This is a genomic window from Pseudomonas marginalis, from assembly GCF_001645105.1.
Lineage (GTDB): Bacteria > Pseudomonadota > Gammaproteobacteria > Pseudomonadales > Pseudomonadaceae > Aquipseudomonas > Aquipseudomonas petroselini.
The window spans coordinates 67,427-86,751 of record NZ_LKEG01000015.1 but is presented as its reverse complement, the minus strand read 5'-3'; the positions used below and the strand labels follow the sequence as shown (position 1 = coordinate 86,751).

Sequence of the window (19,325 nt, the reverse complement as noted above, 5' to 3'; positions counted from 1 at the left end):
GCTTGCTCCCGATAGCAGTCGATCAGTCGACACCTGCATCAACTGCCCCACCGCTATCGGGAGCAAGCCCCCTCCCACATTGGATGTGTATGGCTGCTGATTCAGTGCCGGCGACTATCCGCGTCGAACGCTCTGTGTACACCGGCCCCAACTGATCCAGGCCGTGTGGATCAGCCCCATATGCGTCACGATCAACCCGCCGCCCCAGGCGCCACCGGCGATCCTCAGGTTAAAGGCAATGGGCATGGCTGCAACTCCGGTGGGTTTCAATCAGGAGCGCAGTGTCGAGTGTTGGCTGTTGCGGAAAAAGCCAGGGATTGGCATTTGATAGTTGCCTGCAAGTCAAAGATGCCGCAAACGGGGAACGATCAAGGCTCAAACCCGTCAGTTCCTTACAGACCCTTCTGAAGGAGCCCGGTGTTTTGCTGAATCTAAAGACTGCATTACTGCTCGGCGCGCTGCTGTTTTGTCCCAGTGCCGCACTGCAAGCCGCGGCCACCGCGTCGGAACCTGAAGCGCCGGCCAAGCCGGAATTGCTGGTCGAGGGCGGCCTGCTCGGCGCGATCAGCTCCAGCATCGATGATGTGCAAGAGAAACTCGACCTCAACCAGAACCTGATCGACGCCTGGCGCCTGCGGGCCGACCGTGCGGCGGATGAAGTCGGGAGGCTGGTCGACCAGACGTCCGAGCGTTCGCCATGGACCATCGCAGGGAACTTCCTGCTGTTGTCAGGGGTGTGGATCGGCGCCTTTACCCTGCTGACGCTGCTGGGGCGTTTTATCGTCCAACGCATGAGCCGGCGCCCATTTGTCGCCCGGCGCGGGCGCCTGCAAGCGGTGCTTGGGTATGTGCTGCCCTACACGATTCCCGCGCTGATCTGCCTGCCGCTGACGCTGTATGTCAGCCACTTTTTACCCTCATCGATAGGGCGTGCGCTGGCGTTGTGTTTTGCCTACGCCACCAGCAGCGGTATTTTTTCCACGTCGATGCTGTTGTGCGTGATTGTGATGTTCAATGTCGGCCACAAGCGCCCGGCGGTGCAGATCATCCGCAGCTACTGCCCCACGCCGTTGTTCCTGATCGGCTTTCTCGCCGCCCTCAGCGACGCGCTGACCAGCCCGCAAATCGCCCGTCAGTTCGGCGGCAATATCACCAGCAGCATTGCGGTGTTTACCGGGCTATTCGCCGCCGTGATCTTCGGCGTGCTGGTGGTGCGCCTACGTCGACCGGTGGCCCACCTGATCCGCAATCGACCGTTGACTCAACGCCTTAAACACCCGGCGTTGCAGCAATCACTGCGGGTGTTTTCCGGGTTGTGGTACTGGCCGATCCTGTTGATGGTGCTGGTCTCGGCGATCAACTTGATCGGGGCCGGCGACGATAACCAGAAGGCCCTGCGCTGTGCGTTGTTCACCACCATTTTGCTGATTGGTACAGTGTTCCTGAGCACCGTGCTGCAACACCTGTTCAAATCCCGCAGCCAGGTCGCGATCCAGCGCAGCAGCGCCTACAAGGAACGCTTCCTCAGCTTGTTGCACGCGATCCTGCGTATCGTCATGGCCATCGCCTTTATCGAGATTCTTGGACGAATCTGGGGCGTGTCGCTGTTCGAATTTGCCCAGCGTAACTCGGTGGGCCGGGCGATCAGCGACTCCCTCAGCAGCATCGGCCTGATCCTGCTGATGACCTGGCTGTTCTGGGTGGTGCTCGACACGGCGATCCAGGAAGCGCTCAAGCCACCGGTCAATAAACGCTCCAGCCGCCAGCCCAGTACGCGGGTCAAAACCATCCTGCCGCTGCTGCGCAACGCGGTGAAAATCATCCTGGTGGTGATCTGCGCGATCACCACCATGGCCAACCTCGGGATCAACGTCGCGCCGCTGCTGGCGGGGGCCGGGGTGGTCGGCCTGGCCATCGGCTTCGGGTCGCAGCAACTGGTGCAGGATGTGATCACCGGCCTGTTCATCATCATCGAAGATACCCTGTCCATCGGCGACTGGGTGGTGCTTGACTCCGGCCACGCCGGCACCGTCGAAGGCCTGACCATCCGCACCCTGCGCCTGCGCGACGGCAAGGGCTTTGTGCACTCGGTGCCGTTCGGGCAGATCAAGGCGGTCACCAACCAATCGCGGCAATTTGCCTATGCATTCTTCTCAGTGCAGTTCACCTACGACACCGACGTGGACAAGGCGGTGGAGCTGATTCGCGAAGCGGGGCAGTCGATCCGTGATGACGTGTTTCTCAAGTACAACCTGCAAGGGCCGCTGGAGGTGTTCGGCGTCGACAAGATGGACCTCAATGGCGTGGTGCTTACCGCGCAGTTCCGCACGGTGTCGGGCGGGCAGTATGCAGTGAGTCGCGCGTTCAATCAGCGCCTCAAAAAGCTTGTGGATAACTGTGATGAGGTGCACTTCGCGCAGACTTATCCACAGCAGGTGCTGTTGCCTAAACGTGCGGCGCAGGTGGATGAGCCGGATGAGGAGGTGCCCGCATCGGTGGTGCTTACCGAGCAGCCCAGGCCTCAGTAATTCTGCGGTGACTGGGCCGACGCCTTCACGAGCAAGCCCGCTCCCACAGGTGGGCCCTATTCCAAGGTTGGACTCGGTCCACCTGTGGGAGGGGGCTTGCCCCCGATGAGGCCCTTGGAAGTCACCCCAACACTCAATGCCTGATCAGCCTCTCCTGCACCGCCTGCCGATCCACCTCTACTAACACCTGCTGCTTGCCCGCCACCATGACCGCCGCGGGCAACCCATCCCGGTACACAATCCGATTGCCACTCACCGCCGGCACCTTGGTGCCCGGTAACAGCGTGCCCACCAGGTTCAACGGGTCCGCGCCACACACCGCAATCAAACTCCCATCATGGGGTCGACGCCGCACTTCACGCAGCAACGGAATCGCCTCCGGCAACGCAAACTGTTCCCCCGCCAAACCACTGACAAACCGCCCACCCCGAATCTCCCCGCGCGTCTCCAGCCGATGGAAAGTGCGCAGCAACTCGCGCCAGCTCGGCAGCCACTCCGCCTCGCGCTCCAGCAAGCGCCAGAACACCACGCCATAGCGGCGCAGCAAGGTCATCGCCACATGCTCCAGGGTCTCGGCGGAAGGCGGACCTGCGGCAGTCGACGGGCGTCGGATCAGTGCCCAACGCCCTGCATCGTCCATGCCGCCGATAAACGCGCCGCGCCCGCGCCGACTGCTGCGCGCCTGGCGTTTGCTCGCGGGGGTGGTCAGCGCACGCAACCCGGCAAAGCTGTCGGCGTTCACCAAACCGGCACCGACCAGTTCCTGCAAAGCGGTTTCCAGTTCGCTGCGCAGTAAGTGGGCTTCATGCACCAGTTCATCAAAAAACAACGCGCCGTGGTCGCGCAGGGCTTGATGCACCTTCTGCGTCTTGGGCGACAGCGTGGTGGCGTCTGTGGGTTCGGTCAGTCCGCCCCACAGCCCCACTTGGTTGCGTGGCAGCAACACCACCGGAGTGCTGCGCAATGCCATGGCGCTGGTCTTGTTGCTCAAGCGCGTCCACACCAGTTTGCCGCTGCGGCATAACTCATCGAGCCAGGTCGAGGAGTAATCCTTGAGCCGCGCACTGAGCAAATCGCTGTCCCAGGCGGAAGTGGCGGCGGCGTACCCTTCGAACTGCCCGACGATCTGCGGCAACATCGCGCTGCCCTGGCCACGGGTGCCGTCGGACAAATGCTGCCAATCGAACAGAAAACGCATGAAGTCCTGCAACGCCACCGGCTCGATTTCCCGGCGTAGGCGCTTAACCGTGTAACGATGAATGCGCGCCAGCAGATGGCGTTCGCACCATTGCTCCTGGGTGGCGCCGGGGCTGAAATGCCCGCGCAGCACTTAGCCTTCCTGCTCCAGACGGGCCAGTGCCTGGGTGACATCCGCCACCGGCAAGGCCAGGGGCGCGGCGATCTCGATCAGGCTCAGCGGGCCGAACCCATCGAGGCGCGCGCGCAGCACTTCCGTCACGGCCTCCTCAACGGTCCAGGGCTCATCGAAGCCGGGCAGCAACGGCACGTTGCCGGGGTAGATCGTCTGCACACAACTCAGGCGTTCGACGGCGACCCACAGGCGGGTGTCTAAGTGAGTGTGCAGTTGATAGGCGCGGCCACCCTTGGCCAATGCGTGCAGCCAAGTCGCCCATTGCGGCGTGACTTCGTTATCGGCGATGCACGCCAGGCTCATCAACGCCTCATGCATTTCGTCCGGCCCGTTGGGCGCCGGCCAGGCTTCTTCGCGCACGCCGGCGATGGCATCCGCATCCAGTGCGCCGAGGTCGTCGGTGCTCTGCGGGTCGCTCCAGCGCCGGTTGAGCACGGCCTGGGTGCGGCGCTCTTCCAGGGGGGCATCGTCGAGAAAGGTGTAGGGGCGGGCGCTGAGGATTTCTGCGGCCATGGGCGAGGGCGCGGGCAGGTCGCGGCTGATCAGGCGCACCTCGCCGCGTTCCATGCGCCGCAACAGCGCCAGCCAACCCTCGCTGTCCATGGCTTCGTGCAGGCAGTCGTCGAGCGTCTGTTCCACCAGCGGGTGCTCAGGCACCTCGCGCTCGCCGGCGAGGTTTTCCAGGCAGGCGATCTGGTCGGGGAAGACGCTGGCGATCAGGTCTTCGCTTTTCATGCGCTGAATCTGCGGCGCCACTTTGCGCCCCCCGGTATAGCGCGGCAACGCCAGCGCCACCCCGGCATTCCAGCGCCAGCGCACGCCGAACAGCGGCGCATCCAGCACCGCTTGTATCAGGATGTGCTCGGCACTCTGGCTATTGAGGTAACGCCACACCTCGTCCAGCTCGAAACTGTGGCTGGTGGACAGCGACAGCACGATTGCGTTTTCGCTGGCCGCCGCCTGCAATTCAAAATTGAACGTGCGGCAAAAACGCTTGCGCAGGGCCAGGCCCCAGGCGCGGTTGACGCGGCTGCCGAACGGCGTGTGGATGATCAGTTGAGTGCCACCGGACGCGTCGAAAAACCGCTCCATTATCAACGTGTCCTGGGACGGCAACGCACTCAGGGCCAGGCGAGCGCGGGCCAGGTAATCGAGGATCTGTTCGGCGCTGGCGCGGTTCAGGCCGAGGGTGTCGGTAAGCCAATCCTGTGCGGCGTGCAGGTCACCCGGCGTGGCGCTGAGCAGCGTGTCCATCTGACCTTGAAGGCGCGCCACCGCCGCTGACAATTCGTGGCTGCGCCCCGGCGTCTCACCGAGCCAGAAGGGGATGGTCGGCGGTTGGCCGTGGGCGTCCTCGACGCGCACTTTGCCGGCTTCGACCCGCAAGATGCGATACGAGGTGTTGCCCAGCTGGAAGATATCCCCGGCGATGCTTTCCACCGCGAAGTCTTCGTTGACGCTGCCGATGTTCAGGCTCTGGGGTTCGAGCAACACGCTGTAGTCGGCGTTGTCGGGGATGGTGCCGCCACTGGTGACGGCGGTCAGCTTGGCGCCCCGTCGACCGCGCAGGGTACGAGTCAGGGCATCGCGGTGCAGGTAGGCGCTGCGGATGCCCTGGCGACCGTTGTAACCGTCGGAGAGCATTTGCAGCAGTGCCTGGTAGTGGCGCTCATCCAGCGTGGCGTAGGGCGCGGCGCGGTGGATGAGCGCCAGCAAGGCCTGCTCGGACCATTCCTGGGCGCTGACCTCGGCGATGATCTGCTGGGCCAGTACATCCAGGGGCGCCACGGGAATCTGCAGCGTGTCGAGTTCGCCCCGGCGCACGCAGTCGAGCGGGGCGGCGCATTCAATCAGGTCGTCGCGGGTGGTGGCGAACAGGCGTCCCTTGGGCGTGCCGCCCACCTGGTGGCCGGAGCGGCCGACTCTTTGCAGAAAGCCGTTGATGGAGCCGGGGGAGCCGATCTGGCAAACCAGATCGACATCGCCGATATCAATCCCCAACTCCAGGGACGCGGTGGCGATCAGCACCTGCAGCTCGCCGCCCTTGAGGCGCTGTTCGGCGTCCAGGCGCATTTCCTTGGCCAGGCTGCCGTGGTGGGCGGCCACGGCAGTTTTGCCCAGGCGCTCGCTCAAATGCCGGGCCAGGCGCTCGGCCAGGCGCCGGGTGTTGACGAAAATCAGCGTGGTACGGTGTTCGCGGGCCAACTCGGCGAGGCGGTCGTAGACCTGCTCCCACACATCGTTGGCCATCACCGCAGAGAGCGGCACGGGCGGCACCTCGATATCCAGGTCGCGCGGGCGGGCGTGGCCGATATCCACAATCGCGCACGCCCGGCCGCTGCCGACGAGGAACCGCGACACCGCGTCGATGGGCTTTTGCGTGGCCGACAAGCCGATGCGCATCAGTGGCTCGGCGCACAAGCCTTGCAGGCGTTCCAGGCTCAAGGCCAGGTGGCTGCCACGTTTGCCGGCGGCGATGGCGTGGATTTCATCGATGATCACCGTGCGCGTGCTGGCGAGCATCTGTCGGCCGGAGTCCGAGCCCAGCAGCACGTAGAGCGATTCCGGGGTGGTCACCAGGATATGCGGCGGGCGCTTGCGCATCAGTGCGCGGTCTTTTTGCGGGGTGTCACCGGTGCGCACGGCGGTGCGGATGGCCAGCGGCGGCAGGCCCAGGTTCCGCAGGTGCTCAGTGATCCCGGCCAGCGGGTTTTGCAGGTTGATCTGGATGTCGTTGGACAGCGCCTTGAGTGGCGACACATAGACCACCAGGGTTTCATCCGGCAGTTCACCGCCGTTGGCCAGGCCTTGGTGGACCAAGTCATCCAGCACCGCCAGGAACGCTGTGAGCGTCTTGCCGGAGCCGGTGGGCGCGGCGATCAGTGTTGATTGGCGCTGGCGGATCAGCGGCCAGGCCTGGGCCTGGGCGCCTGTCACCGAGGGGAAGGTGCTGCGGAACCAGGTGCTGACGGCGGGGTGGAAGCCGGTCAATGCGGTGTCGGTGGATTCAGGAAGGTTCATGGAGTGATTGATAGCCCCTGTTCCAACAAGTTGCAATCGCGCACTTTATCCGTGACGGTTGCGCTACAAACCCGCAAAATGCAACGATTCTGACAAATACCTGAAAACCTTCGTTCCACACAGACCGGGCCTGCTCAATCTATGCGAATGCGCCTTATGTTACTGGGCGGCGGGAATGCCCTCGGGCAGGCGCTGATTCGCCTCGGTGCAGAGGAAGACATCGGTTTCCTCGCCCCCAAACCGCCCAAAGACGGCTGGGATGCCGCGAGCCTTACCCAACTGCTCGACGACACCCGTCCCGATGCGTTGATCAACCTCGCCTACTATTTCGACTGGTTCCAGGCCGAGGTGGTCAGCGAAACCCGTTTGGCCGCCCAGGAATTTGCCATCGAGCGCCTGGCCGAACTGTGCCAGCACCACAACATCACCTTGCTGCAACCGTCCAGCTACCGCGTGTTCGATGGCTCTCGCGCCACCGCCTACAGTGAAAAAGACGAACCGGTGCCCCTGGGCCTGCGCGGCCAGGCGTTGTGGCGAATCGAACAGAGTGTGCGCGCCACCTGCCCACAACATGTGCTGTTGCGTTTCGGCTGGCTGCTGGATGACAGCGTCGACGGCACCCTCGGGCGCTTCCTGGCGCGGGCCGAGAAGCCGGATGAATTGCTGATGGCGGACGACCGTCGCGGCAACCCGACGCCGGTGGATGACGCGGCGCGGGTGATCATCTCGGTGCTCAAGCAACTCGATTGCGCGGCGCCGTTGTGGGGCACGTACCACTACGCCGGGCATGAGGCGACCACACCGTTGGCGCTGGGCCAGGCGATTTTGACTGAAGCACGTACCTTCCACCCGCTGGCGATCGAATCCCCCACCGCCCAGGCCCATGCGGCCCGGCCGGATGCGGCGGATGAGCCGCAACACGCGGTGCTGGCTTGTAAGAAAATCCTTCACACCTTCGGCATCAAGCCACGGGCGTGGCGGGCGGGGTTGCCGGCGTTGCTGGACCGGTTCTACCGTCACAGCTGATCCCGCACACAAACCTAATGTGGGCACGAGCCAAATGTGGGAGGGGGCTTGTCCCCGATAGCGGTGGTTCAGTCAAATATGTGTTGGCTGACACACTGCAATCGGGGGCAAGCCCCCTCCCACATTGAGTGTTGTGTTGCTGGTTAGGTTGGTGTCAGAACTTGTAGCCGATACCCACCATGTAGACCATCGGGTCGACGTCCACATTGACCTTGGCGCGAGTGCCCTGGCCCAGGGCATTGTTGTCCACCGTCGCTTTGGTGCTGATGTCGATGTAGCGCGCCTGGGCGTTGATCATCCACTTGTCGTTGATCATGTAGTCGGCACCGATCTGCGCCGCCCAGCCCCAGGAGTTTTCGGCCTTGAAGTTGCTGAAGCCTGCGTCCGATGCGCGGCTGCCGACGTGTTCGTCATAGATCCAGGTGTAGTTGATACCGGCGCCCACGTACGGCTGGAAAGCCGACTTGTTGTCCAGTGGGTAGTACACGACGCTCAGGGTCGGCGGCAGGTGTTTCAGGGTGCCGAGTTTGCCGTTCGCGGCGCCTAGGGCGGTGTTCTTGATCTTCACGTCATGCTCGAACGGTGTGGCCGCCAGCAGTTCGATACCGACGTGGTTGGTCAGCATGTAGGCGAAGTTCAAGCCCAACTGAGTGTCGCTGCTCATGGTCGCCTTGCCGCCTAGATTGGCGCCGGCCAGTGGGCCCTGGTCAACCTTGACGCTGCTGCTGTCTGCCTTCGGGTTCACGGTGATTGCACCGGCGCGAATCAGAATGTCGCCCGCTTCGTGAGCGTGTACAACAGGGGCAGCGAGGGCGAGCGCGAAGAGGGACGCGCCAAGCAGAGACTTGTTCATGGGAGCTCCAAAGGACGTTTAAAAGTTGTACGTCCAATGGTAAAGATCGTTCCGTTCGGTCTTTTGACTCAGCTCAATGAAAGGGCGATCAGCGCTATTCCGGCAGCTCGTACATGTAAATTTTCTCGGCATCCATCTGGTAACCGGCATCGGCGAGTTCGCTGGTGGACGGTTTGACTTGCATCGCGCCTTCGATCCAGTACGGCTGGTAGAGCTCATCGAGCTTCACGCCGATCTCGCTTTTGACATGCACGATCTGGTTCGACGGCGGCGGCGGCACATGGATGCACGCGCCGAAATACGGCACCAGCAGAAACTCGGTGGTACGGCCTTCTTCGCTGACTTCCAGCGGCACGATATAACCCGGTAAACGGATGTGCTGACCGTCGAGGCTCTGCACCACCGGCGCGTTGGGCAAATCCTGTTTGGCGGCCGGCGCCGCCTCGACGGACAACGCATCGGCCATGTTCGACAGGTCGTGCAGCGGTTTCATATTGGGAATTTCCGGCGGCGCGTCCGGCGGGATCATTTCCTGCCAGGACAAGTCCTTGGGCTGATCTTCCGCCCAGGCGGGCAGGGCAATCAGCAGAAACAGGGCAAGCAGGGCGCGACGCATCAAAGCCTTCCTCATAAACGTATGGACAGGCCATCGGCCAGGGATTGTCGATAGGCGCGCCACGCGGGCACGCTGCCCATCAACAGCGCTGCCGCCAGGATACCGGCGAGCAACGTCCATTCATATTCGCTGGGCCACGACATCGGCAAGTCCAGGCCGTAGTTGGCCTGCAGGTACCCGCGCGACGCGGCCATGCACACGTACAGCAAACCCACGCCCGCGATCACGCCAGACAGCGCCAGGGCGAAGGCTTCGAAGACCAGCAGCGTCGCGATATGCCACGGGCGGGCGCCCACCGAACGCAGGATCGCCATTTCGCGGCGGCGTTCGTTGAGGCTGGTGAGGATCGCCGTGAGCATGCCGATCAGGCCGGTGAGCACCACGAACAGCGAGATCACGAACAGGGCTTTTTCGGCGGTGCCCATCATGCTCCACAGCTCTTGCAGTGCCACGCCGGGCAGGATCGCCAGCATCGGTTCACCGCGGAATTCGTTGATCTCCCGTTGCAGGGCGAAGGTGGAAATCTTGTTGTTCAGGCCGAGCATGAACGCGGTGATGGCCTGCGGTGTAAGGTCCATGTTACGTGCCTGGTCGGCGCTGATACGGCCTTTGCCCTGCGCGGGCACGCCGTTGTGCCAGTCGATATGGATCGCTTCCATGCCGCCGAGGCTGATGTGCAACGTGCGGTCCACCGGCGTGCCGGTGCGCTTGAGAATGCCGACCACGGTGAACGGTTTGTCGTCGTGCTTGACCAGGCTGACCACCGCCACGCCGTGGGCGAGCACCAGTTTGTCGCCGAGTTTGTAATGCAACGCGTCGGCGACCTCGGCACCGAGCACCACTTCGAACGGGTCGGTCGCGAAGGCGCGGCCGCTGGCCAGTTCGAGGTTTTGCTTGCGCCCGTATTGGTAGTGTTCGAAGTAGGACGCGTTGGTGCCCATCACGCGGTAGCCGCGATGGGAGTCGCCGAGGGACATCGGGATCGCCCACTTCACCTGGGGGCTGGCGGCAAAGTGTTCGAAACTGTCCCAACGGATGTTGTTGGTGGCGTTGCCGATGCGAAACACCGAGTACAGCAGCAGGTTGACCGAGCCCGAGCGGGCGCCGACGATCAGGTCGGTGCCGCTGATGGTGCTGGCGAAACTGTTGCGCGCCTCAACGCGCACGCGCTCCACCGCGAGCAACAAGCAGACTGAAAGCGCGATGGCGAAAGCAGTGAGGATCGCGGTAAAGCGGCGATTAGCCAGGCTGGCCATGGCTAGACGGAACAGATACATCTCAAACCTCTGCGGGCGTGGCGGCGCGATTGAGCTCGGCCAGCGACAGGTTGCGGTCGAACAGCGAAGCCAGGCTCTGGTCATGGCTGACAAACAACAGGCTGGCGCCCGCTTCGCGGCATTCGGCGAACAGCAGTTGCAGGAAGGCTTCGCGGGCGTCGTAGTCCAGGGCCGAGGTAGGCTCGTCGGCGATCACCAGTTCCGGCTGGCCGATCAACGCACGGGCGGCGGCCACCCGTTGTTGCTGGCCGATGGACAGCGAGTCGGCACGCCTTTCGAGCAGGTCTTTGTCTTTCAAACCCAGGTGCGCGAGCAACGCAGCGGCGGCCTGGTCGACACTGCCGTGGCGCTGTTTTGCTCGTTGCGCGCGCAGCGTGGAAAAGTGGCACGGCAATTCGACGTTCTCGCGCACCGACAGGAACGGCAGCAGGTTGAACTGCTGGAAGATGTAGCCGGTGTGGTCGACGCGGAAACGGTCGCGGGCACCGGCCGAGAGCTCAGTCAGCTCCTGGCCGAGCAGGCGGATGCTGCCTCGGCTGGGTTTCTGCACGCCGCCGAGCAGGCCCAGCAGTGTGGTTTTGCCACTGCCGCTCGGGCCTTTGAGAAACAGGGTTTCCCCCGCTTCCAGGCGGAACGCGGGGATGTCCAGCAACTGTGGGTGCCCAGGCCAGTTGAAGCCCAGGTCAGACAGTTCGATCAATGCGTGGGTCATGGGGACTCAGAACTTCAGGGTGGCTGCGGTGGCCGTCGCTTCAACACCTTGCTGGCCGCTCGGGCCGATCAGTTGTACCTGAATTTTCTGGGTGGCGGGGAAGGTCTTGAACACCTGGGTCAGGTCAAGAGTACTCAGGGCCGTCGGTGTGGCACAGGTGAACTGGTAGTGGGCGTGGATTTCGCTGTGGTCGTGAGGGTGTTCGTGGGCGCCGTCTTTGGCGTCGTCATCATCGTCGTCATGGTCGGCTTCGGGTTTATCGCCGAACAGCGGGCTGTTGAGCTCCTGGGTGCTGATCACGCAACCGGCAGCCTTAGGCAGGTTGAACAGGGCGACGGGGTTCTCCAGTTGCTTGCGCGCGGCGGCGACCTTGGCTTTGTCCGCCGGGGTGGTGGCCAGGTGTTCGAAACCCACCAGGTTCATTGCCGGGCTGTCCAACTCAAGCTCCAGGGCCTGGCCGTCGAGCACTGCGTTGAGGCGGCCGACGCCATGCTCGTGGGCGCCGAGGCTGCCGTGTTCATGGTCGTGGTCGTCATGAGCATGGGCAACCGCCAATGGCAGCAGGGCAAACGGCAAAGCAAGCAACAAACGGCGCATGAGAAGACTCCAGAACATGAAAGTTTTGTTATGTGATCTTATAACAATTGGCCGAGAGTTTGACCGCCCGCTTGGCGTTGCGCAAGCCGCATGGGAGCATGCTTGTCGGAAAAATGCAGGAGTAAGGACGATGTTGCGAATTCGTGGAACGGTCGGCGACCTGCCGGTGGACTTGACCCTGGAGCTCGATGACGGCGATTGGGCACGGCTGGGCGCGCACTTGCAGGCCACGCCCGTCGCCAGCCCGGCCGCTGCGCCCGTGGCTCCGGTCAAACACAATGATGAGCTGTGGCAGGGCGCCCAGGCGCTGTTGCGCAAGGCCGGACAGCTCAGTGGCCTGGAGTTGCTTGACCAGTTGGAAGGCCTGGCCGGCGACGCCTCGGCAGGCAAGCGCCTTTTGGTACGCCTGCGCCACAGCGCCCAGGTGAAGGTTGCCAGCGGCGGGGATACGCCGCTGTACAGCTGGGTCGGCGATTAGTACAGCGCGGCGAACAACTTGCGGCGGTACACGGTCACCAACGGGTGGTCGTTGCCCAGCAGTTCGAACACCTGCAGCAAGGTCTTGTGCGGTAGGCCTTCGCTGTAGCTGCGGTTGCGGATAAACAGCTTGAGCAAACCTTCCAGCGCCGCGTCGTACTGTTGGCGCGCCAGTTGCTGGATCGCCAACTGATAGGCCGCTTCGTCGTCCTGCGGGTTTTGCGCCAGGCGGCTTTTCAAGTCGGCGGCGTCCGGCAGGTCGGCAGCCTGGCGCAGGAAGGTGATCTGCGCCTTGGCCCCGGCGAGGGCGGCTTTGTGATCGTCGCTCTTCACCGCGTCCAGCACGGTCTGGGCTTCACCCAATTCACCGCGTTCGGCCAGGCAGCGGGCGTACAGGATCAACGCCGCGGCGTTAGTGTTGTCTTCGCCCAGCAGCGTCACCAGCACGGCTTCAGCATCGCTGATGCGACCTTCGGCAAACAGTGCCTGGGCCTGCTCCAACGGATCCGCCGCTGCCGGTGGCGGCATCTGCACATGCGGCTCGAGCATCGCCCGCACCGCCGACTCCGGCTGCGCTCCGGCGAACCCATCCACCGGCTGCCCATCCTTGAACAGCACCACCGTCGGCAGGCTCTGAATGCCAAACCGCGCAACGATGTCCTGCTCGGCCTCGCAATCGACCTTGGCCAGCAGCAACTCGCCCTGATAACTCTCGGCAACCTTCGCCAGCATTGGCATCAACGCCTTGCACGGCGCGCACCACTCGGCCCAGAAATCCACCAGCACGGGTTTTTCGAAGGAGTTCTGGATCACGGCCTGGTCGAAATTGGCGGTGGTGACGTCGAAGATATACGGCGTGGGTTCACTCATGGGGCGTCTCGAATAAAGCGGGAATGGGGCAACTATAAGGGCTGGCGCTGGCTACCGGAAGCGGCTTGGAGTTCAAACGCGTGATGCCTGCCACTGTAGTGAGCGGGCTTGCCCCGCGCTGGGTGGCGAAGCCGCCCCAATCCGGTCACCGCAACCTTCCAGACAGAATTCAGCCGCCTGTTTTGGGGCGGCTCCGCCACCCGGCGGGGGGCAAGCCCGCTCACTACAGAAGGGATGCTTTCAAGAGCGCCGCGAGTGGTAAAGACTCACCTTGCGAAACTCCCAAGGCTCGGCCAAGTCCGGCAATGTCAGCGCATCAAGGATCTCCAGCCGCTGGTAATCCGGGTGCTGGAAGTCACGCACGCGTGAATCTGCCACCAGTGCTTCGCGGCCTCGGGTCAGGAACTGATCCAGCAGCGGCAGGTTCGCCCGGTCGTAGAGCACATCGGCGACCAGGATCAGGTCGAAGCGGTCGGCTTCGGCGAAAAAATCGGCGGAGTAGCCCAGCTCTACATCGTTAAGCTCGGCATTCGCCCGGCATGACGCCAAGGCCAGTGGGTCCAAGTCGCAGGCCACCACTTCCCGTGCGCCAGCCTTGACCGCTGCAATCGCGGCCACGCCGGAGCCCGCGCCGAAGTCCAGCACGCGTTTGCCCGCGACCCACTCAGGGTTCGCCGCCAGGTAGCGCGCCAGCGCCAGGCCGCTGGCCCAGCAAAAACTCCAGTAGGGCGGTTCATGCAGAATGCGGCGGGTTTCTTCGGGGCTGAAGGCGCGGTCCATGTTGTCGGCATCCAGCAGCCACAACGACAGCTCGGTGCCCGGCAACGGGCAGGGCACCAGCTGTGCGTCGCCGATCAGTTCGCTCAGCGCCGCTTGCAGGTCCAACGGTGGCGTCATGGTGCCTTGACGAGTTGCAGGGGGCCGGTGCTCTGGGTGATCGCCTGGGTGATGCGCACGGCGGGCAGGTGCAGGATCAGCTGGCCGGACTGGCTGGCGCGGCCGCGCAGTTCAACCCGCGCACCGGCGGGGAAGGCTTCGGGGTTGTAGCGCAGGCGGAAGGCCAGGGGCTGGCCATTGCCGGTCAGCACACTGCTGGCCAGCAGTTGTTGCGGACGCGAACGGTCGTCGATCACCAGCAACGCCATCTCGACTTCAGCGCCGGCCGGCACGTTGGTCAGGCTGCCGCTGATTTCACGCTGGTAGGCGGGCAGGGGACCGGTGTCTTCAATGCCGGGGACTTTTTTCTCTTGCGCCGGTGCCGGTTGAGGGGCGGCAGGCTTGGGGGCTTCGCTGCTGCAGGCGACCAGGACACTGAACAGGGTGAGCAAAACAAGTGGTCGTAACTGCATGTACGGCTCCAGAAAGGACAAAATCCGTGGCTTGAAAAATATGAAACATAATAGCCAGCCTATATACCGTAAAGGCTATGGCTTGTCTTGCCACGGGGATGCGCTACCATGGCCCTCCCTTTATTTGTTGCCTGCCCACCATGCACTGTCCCTTCTGCGGTGCCAACGACACCAAGGTCATTGACTCGCGACTGGTCGCCGAGGGCGATCAAGTGCGTCGCCGGCGCGAATGCCTGGCCTCTGGCTGCGGTGAACGTTTCACCACCTTCGAAACCGCCGAACTGGTGTTGCCACGGCTGATCAAGTCCGACGGCAGCCGCCAACCCTTCGACGAAGAAAAATTGCGCGCCGGTATGCAGCGCGCCCTGGAAAAACGCCCGGTGAGTGTCGAGCGGCTGGAGGCGGCGCTGGTGCATATCAAGCACAAGCTGCGTGCGACCGGCGAGCGCGAGGTCAAGAGCCTGGTGGTTGGAGAACTGGTAATGGGCGAGCTGCAAAAGCTCGACGAAGTTGCCTATATCCGTTTCGCCTCGGTGTATCGACGCTTCCAGGACCTCAATGAGTTCCGCGAAGAGATCGACCGCCTGGCCCGTGAGCCTGCCAAAGAATGAATTCACCCTCTGCCGAACAAGCTGTGCTCGACGCCCATTACATGGCCCGCGCCCTCGAACTGGCGCGCAAGGGTCTGTACACCACCCACCCCAACCCTCGGGTGGGCTGCGTGATTGTGCGCGATGGGCAGGTCGTCGGCGAAGGCTGGCACGTGCGCACCGGCGAGCCCCATGCCGAAGTTCATGCCCTGCGCGCTGCCGGTGACAAGGCGCGCGGCGCCACCGCCTATGTGACCCTCGAACCTTGCAGTCACTATGGGCACACCCCGCCGTGCGCCGATGCGCTGGTGAGTGCCGGGTTGGCGCGGGTGGTCGCGGCGATGCAGGACCCTAACCCGGAAGTCGCCGGGCGCGGCATGCAGCGCCTGGCCCAGGCCGGGATCGACGTGCGCAGCGGTGTGTTGGAAAGTGAAGCGCGGGCCCTCAACAGAGGGTTCCTCAAGCGCATGGAGCAGGGCCTGCCGTTTGTGCGGGTCAAGCTGGCGATGAGCCTGGACGGCCGCACCGCGATGGCCAGCGGCGAAAGCCAATGGATCACCGGCCCCGCCGCCCGCGCTGCCGTACAGCGCCTGCGCGCCGAGGCCAGCGTGGTGCTGACCGGCGCCGATACGGTGCTGGCCGACGGTGCGCGCCTGACCGTGCGCGCCGCCGAACTCGGCCTGGATGACGCCACCACCGCCCTGGTCATGTCGCGCCCGCCATTGCGCGTGCTGATCGACGGCCGCCTGCGAGTGCCGCTCAACGCGCCGTTCTTCAAGGCTGGCCCGGCGTTGGTCATCACCTGCGTGACTGCCGAAAATCAGTTCCCCCGTGGCCCTGAGTGCCTGGTGGTGCCAGGTGTCGAAGGCCAGGTCGACTTGCGCTCGGCACTGGTCGCGCTGGCTGCGCGTGGCGTCAACGACGTGCTGGTGGAAGCCGGTCCAAGCCTGGCGGGTGCGTTTGCCCAACAAGGCCTGGTAGACGAATACGTGATATTCGTCGCAGGCAAGTTCCTCGGCTCCGCCGCCCGGCCTTTGCTGGACTGGCCGCTTGATAAACTGGCCGATGCCCCCCAACTCAAGATCACTGAAATGCGCGCTGTAGGCGACGACTGGCGGGTCACTGCCATCCCTGTGCCAGCAGCGAGCGTATAATTCCCGGCCTGCGCTTGAGCGTCAGCCCCTCGTTTTCAGGAGAACGAAATGTTCACCGGCATTATCGAATCCATCGGCAGCATCCGTGCAATGACCCCCAAAGGCGGCGACGTGCGCCTGCTGGTTGAAACCGGCAAGCTCGACCTCGGCGACGTCAAACTGGGCGACAGCATTGCAGTCAGCGGCGTGTGCCTGACCGTCATCGAACTGCCGGGCAACGGTTTTGCCGCCGACGTCAGCCGGGAAACCCTGGACTGCACCGCGATGAACGATCTCAAGGCCGGCAGCCCGGTCAACCTGGAAAAAGCCCTGACCCCGACCACCCGCCTGGGCGGTCACCTGGTCAGCGGCCACGTCGACGGCGTCGGCGAAGTGGTCGCCCGCAGCGAAAATGCGCGGGCTGTGGAATTTCGCATCCGCGCGCCCAAAGAGCTGGCCAAATACATCGCCCATAAAGGCTCGATCACCGTCGATGGCACTAGCCTGACCGTGAACGCCGTGAACGGCGCCGAATTCGAACTGACCATCATTCCCCACACCCTCAGCGAAACGATCATGGCCTCGTACCAGCCGGGTCGCCGGGTGAACCTGGAAGTCGACTTGCTTGCCCGTTACCTGGAGCGCCTGTTGATGGGCGATAAGGCCGCAGAGCCAACATCCGGGAACATCACCGAAAGTTTTCTGGCCGCTAATGGCTACCTGAAATCCTGACCAAGGGGGTGCCCTGTGGCGCTCAATAGTATCGAAGAACTGGTTGAAGACATCCGCCAAGGCAAGATGGTCATCCTGATGGATGACGAAGACCGCGAGAACGAAGGCGACATCATCATGGCCGCCGAGGCCTGCCAGGCTGAGCACATCAACTTCATGGCCAAGCATGCCCGTGGGCTGATCTGCATGCCCATGAGCCGCGAGCGTTGCGAGTTGCTCAAGCTGCCATTGATGGCGCCGCGTAATGGGTCGGGTTTTGGTACCAAGTTCACCGTGTCGATTGAAGCGACTACTGGCGTGACCACCGGTATTTCTGCCGCTGACCGCGCGCGCACGGTGCAAGCCGCCGCCGCCAAAGACGCCAAGGCCGAAGACATCGTCAGCCCAGGCCACATTTTCCCGCTGATGGCCCAACCGGGCGGCACCCTGGCCCGCGCCGGCCACACCGAAGCCGCCTGCGACCTGGCACGCATGGCCGGTTTCGAGCCAAGCGGCGTGATCTGCGAAGTGATGAACGACGACGGCACCATGGCTCGTCGTGCCGAACTCGAAGCCTTTGCCGCCGAACACAACATCAAGGTGGGCACCATTGCCGACCTGATTCACTACCGGATGATCCACGAACGTACCGTTCAGCGGATTGCCGAGCAGCCACTCGACAGCGAACTGGGCCAATTCAATTTGGTCACCTACCGTGATTCAGTGGAAGGCGACGTGCACATGGCCCTCACCCTGGGCACCATTTGCGCCGAAGAGCCGACCCTGGTACGCGTGCACAACATGGACCCGCTGCGTGACCTGCTGATGGTCAAGCAACCGGGCCGCTGGAGCCTGCGCGCCGCGATGTCCGCGGTGTCCGAGGCGGGCAGCGGTGTGGTGCTGCTGCTCGGCAACCCGGTGGATGGCGACGTCTTGCTGGCGCATATCCGCGAAACGGCTGACCACGCGCCGGTGAAAAAGCCGACCACCTACAGCATCGTCGGTGCCGGTTCGCAGATCCTGCGGGACCTGGGTGTGCGCAAAATGCGCCTGATGAGCGCACCGATGAAATTTAATGCGATATCCGGTTTCGACTTGGAAGTAGTAGAATACGTGCCCTCCGAATAAAGGCTGGCGGTTTTCGCCCTTTGTTCGCGGTTCAAATATCACTAAGGGACGCGTCATACACGCGTCCCGGCTCTTTAAGAGATTTGTCGAATGACCCTGAAGACCATCGAAGGTACCTTCATCGCCCCCAAAGGCCGCTACGCCCTGGTGGTTGGCCGCTTCAACAGCTTCGTGGTTGAAAGCCTGGTAAGCGGTGCCGTGGACGCCCTGGTTCGCCACGGTGTGAGCGAGAGCGACATCACCATCATCCGTGCCCCTGGCGCCTTCGAAATTCCACTGGTTGCGCAAAAAGTTGCCCAGCAGGGTGAATACGCGGCGATCATCGCCCTGGGCGCGGTCATTCGTGGCGGTACCCCGCACTTCGAATACGTGGCCGGCGAATGCACCAAGGGCCTGGCCCAGGTGTCCATGGAGTTCGGCGTACCGGTCGCTTTCGGCGTACTGACCGTTGATTCCATCGAGCAAGCCATCGAGCGCTCCGGCACCAAGGCCGGTAACAAAGGCGCTGAAGCTGCCCTGTCCGCGCTGGAAATGGTCAGCCTGCTGTCGCAGTTGGAGGCCAAGTGATTTCCGACGAGAGCGACAACTTCAACCCGCGTGACCCACGCCCAGCCGATGCCGGCAAGCCATCCAAGAACGAGAAGCGTCGCGCTGCTCGGCAGTTGGCGACCCAGGCGCTGTATCAGCGTCAGATAGCGGGCGCTTCGTTGAACGAAATCGAGGCACAGTTTCGCGTCGACAACGATTTCACCCTCGCCGACCTGCCGTACTTCCACGACATCCTGCACGGTGTGCATGCCCACCTGACCGAGATCGATGCAGCCCTGGTGCCATGCCTGGACCTGACCATCGACGAGCTGGACCCGGTTGAGCTGTGCGTGATGCGCCTGTCCGCCTGGGAGCTGCTGTATCGCGTTGACGTGCCGTACCGCGTGGTGATCAACGAAGGTATCGAACTGGCGAAAGTCTACGGTTCGACCGACGGCCACAAGTTCGTCAACGGCGTGCTCGACAAGCTGGCACCACGCCTGCGTGAAGCCGAAGTGAAGGCGTACAAGCGCTGAA

The 19,325-nt window shown here is 63.3% G+C and carries 17 protein-coding genes and 2 pseudogenes; 9 read left to right on the top strand and 10 right to left on the bottom strand.

What is annotated here, in order from left to right; all coding sequences use genetic code 11:
• Nucleotides 1–22 precede the first annotated feature (22 nt).
• Nucleotides 23–237 (bottom strand): annotated as a pseudogene (locus AO064_RS31110) (hypothetical protein); the annotation flags it as partial.
• 185 nt (nt 238–422) lie between these two features.
• Between AO064_RS31110 and AO064_RS01770 the strand changes: the two are divergent.
• On the top strand, nt 423–2,528 hold the full coding sequence (locus AO064_RS01770) for a mechanosensitive ion channel family protein (RefSeq protein WP_064052226.1): 2,106 nt from the start codon (nt 423–425) through the stop codon (nt 2,526–2,528).
• Nucleotides 2,529–2,661: 133 nt separating this feature from the next.
• Here the strand turns inward: AO064_RS01770 and AO064_RS01765 are convergent.
• Nucleotides 2,662–6,921, bottom strand: a pseudogene (locus AO064_RS01765) (Lhr family helicase).
• 141 nt (nt 6,922–7,062) lie between these two features.
• Between AO064_RS01765 and AO064_RS01760 the strand changes: the two are divergent.
• Nucleotides 7,063–7,947: a sugar nucleotide-binding protein gene (locus AO064_RS01760; protein ID WP_015886118.1), complete on the top strand. Its 885-nt coding sequence runs from the start codon at nt 7,063–7,065 to the stop codon at nt 7,945–7,947.
• Nucleotides 7,948–8,101: 154 nt separating this feature from the next.
• Here AO064_RS01760 and AO064_RS01755 read toward each other — a convergent pair whose 3' ends face one another.
• From AO064_RS01755 to AO064_RS01735, 5 genes are all read right to left on the bottom strand, one after another.
• The gene (locus AO064_RS01755; RefSeq protein WP_064052225.1) at nt 8,102–8,800 is read right to left on the bottom strand and encodes an OmpW/AlkL family protein; all 699 of its coding nucleotides are present in this window, start codon (nt 8,798–8,800) and stop codon (nt 8,102–8,104) included.
• Nucleotides 8,801–8,894: 94 nt separating this feature from the next.
• A complete protein-coding gene (locus tag AO064_RS01750; RefSeq protein ID WP_015886116.1) occupies nt 8,895–9,416 on the bottom strand; it encodes a DUF3299 domain-containing protein in 522 nt (173 codons plus the stop codon).
• A gap of 11 nt (nt 9,417–9,427) precedes the next feature.
• Nucleotides 9,428–10,693, bottom strand: a complete 1,266-nt coding sequence (locus AO064_RS01745) for an ABC transporter permease (protein WP_064052224.1) — start codon at nt 10,691–10,693, stop codon at nt 9,428–9,430.
• Between the two features lies 1 nt (nt 10,694).
• On the bottom strand, nt 10,695–11,405 hold the full coding sequence (locus AO064_RS01740) for an ABC transporter ATP-binding protein (RefSeq protein WP_015886114.1): 711 nt from the start codon (nt 11,403–11,405) through the stop codon (nt 10,695–10,697).
• Between the two features lie 6 nt (nt 11,406–11,411).
• Nucleotides 11,412–12,002 carry a DUF2796 domain-containing protein gene (locus AO064_RS01735; protein WP_064052223.1) on the bottom strand — a complete coding sequence of 197 codons (591 nt, stop codon included), beginning with the start codon at nt 12,000–12,002 and terminating at the stop codon, nt 11,412–11,414.
• A 130-nt stretch (nt 12,003–12,132) separates the two neighbouring features.
• Between AO064_RS01735 and AO064_RS01730 the strand changes: the two genes are divergently transcribed.
• Nucleotides 12,133–12,480 (top strand): hypothetical protein, encoded by a 348-nt coding sequence (locus AO064_RS01730; RefSeq protein WP_015886112.1) that lies wholly within the window; start codon nt 12,133–12,135, stop codon nt 12,478–12,480.
• Here AO064_RS01730 and trxA read toward each other — a convergent pair.
• The 3 genes from trxA to AO064_RS01715 all read right to left on the bottom strand — a co-directional run bounded on the left by trxA (nt 12,477) and on the right by AO064_RS01715 (nt 14,698).
• Complete coding sequence (gene trxA / locus AO064_RS01725) at nt 12,477–13,349, bottom strand: thioredoxin (protein ID WP_015886111.1); 873 nt, start codon at nt 13,347–13,349, stop codon at nt 12,477–12,479. The two genes, AO064_RS01730 and trxA, sit on opposite strands and share 4 nt — an antisense overlap.
• Nucleotides 13,350–13,589: 240 nt before the next feature.
• Complete coding sequence (locus AO064_RS01720; protein WP_064052222.1) at nt 13,590–14,246, bottom strand: class I SAM-dependent methyltransferase; 657 nt, start codon at nt 14,244–14,246, stop codon at nt 13,590–13,592.
• Nucleotides 14,243–14,698, bottom strand: a complete 456-nt coding sequence (locus AO064_RS01715) for a YbaY family lipoprotein (RefSeq protein WP_015886109.1) — start codon at nt 14,696–14,698, stop codon at nt 14,243–14,245. The genes AO064_RS01720 and AO064_RS01715 overlap by 4 nt, the downstream gene beginning before the upstream one ends.
• A gap of 140 nt (nt 14,699–14,838) precedes the next feature.
• Here AO064_RS01715 and nrdR point away from each other — a divergent pair, with 140 nt between their 5' ends.
• The 6 genes from nrdR (at nt 14,839) to nusB (ending at nt 19,324) form a co-directional block, all read left to right on the top strand.
• Nucleotides 14,839–15,309 (top strand): transcriptional regulator NrdR, encoded by a 471-nt coding sequence (nrdR, locus tag AO064_RS01710; RefSeq protein ID WP_015886108.1) that lies wholly within the window; start codon nt 14,839–14,841, stop codon nt 15,307–15,309.
• Nucleotides 15,306–16,442: a bifunctional diaminohydroxyphosphoribosylaminopyrimidine deaminase/5-amino-6-(5-phosphoribosylamino)uracil reductase RibD gene (gene ribD, locus AO064_RS01705; protein ID WP_064052221.1), complete on the top strand. Its 1,137-nt coding sequence runs from the start codon at nt 15,306–15,308 to the stop codon at nt 16,440–16,442. The genes nrdR and ribD overlap by 4 nt, the downstream gene beginning before the upstream one ends.
• A gap of 48 nt (nt 16,443–16,490) precedes the next feature.
• A complete protein-coding gene (locus AO064_RS01700) occupies nt 16,491–17,153 on the top strand; it encodes a riboflavin synthase (RefSeq protein WP_015886106.1) in 663 nt (220 codons plus the stop codon).
• A 15-nt stretch (nt 17,154–17,168) separates the two neighbouring features.
• Nucleotides 17,169–18,260 (top strand): bifunctional 3,4-dihydroxy-2-butanone-4-phosphate synthase/GTP cyclohydrolase II, encoded by a 1,092-nt coding sequence (ribBA, locus tag AO064_RS01695; RefSeq protein ID WP_015886105.1) that lies wholly within the window; start codon nt 17,169–17,171, stop codon nt 18,258–18,260.
• Nucleotides 18,261–18,350: 90 nt separating this feature from the next.
• Nucleotides 18,351–18,827 carry a 6,7-dimethyl-8-ribityllumazine synthase gene (ribH, locus tag AO064_RS01690; protein ID WP_003176356.1) on the top strand — a complete coding sequence of 159 codons (477 nt, stop codon included), beginning with the start codon at nt 18,351–18,353 and terminating at the stop codon, nt 18,825–18,827.
• Nucleotides 18,824–19,324, top strand: a complete 501-nt coding sequence (gene nusB, locus AO064_RS01685; protein WP_064052220.1) for a transcription antitermination factor NusB — start codon at nt 18,824–18,826, stop codon at nt 19,322–19,324. Before ribH ends, nusB begins: the two co-directional genes overlap by 4 nt.
• Nucleotide 19,325: the final 1 nt, after the last annotated feature.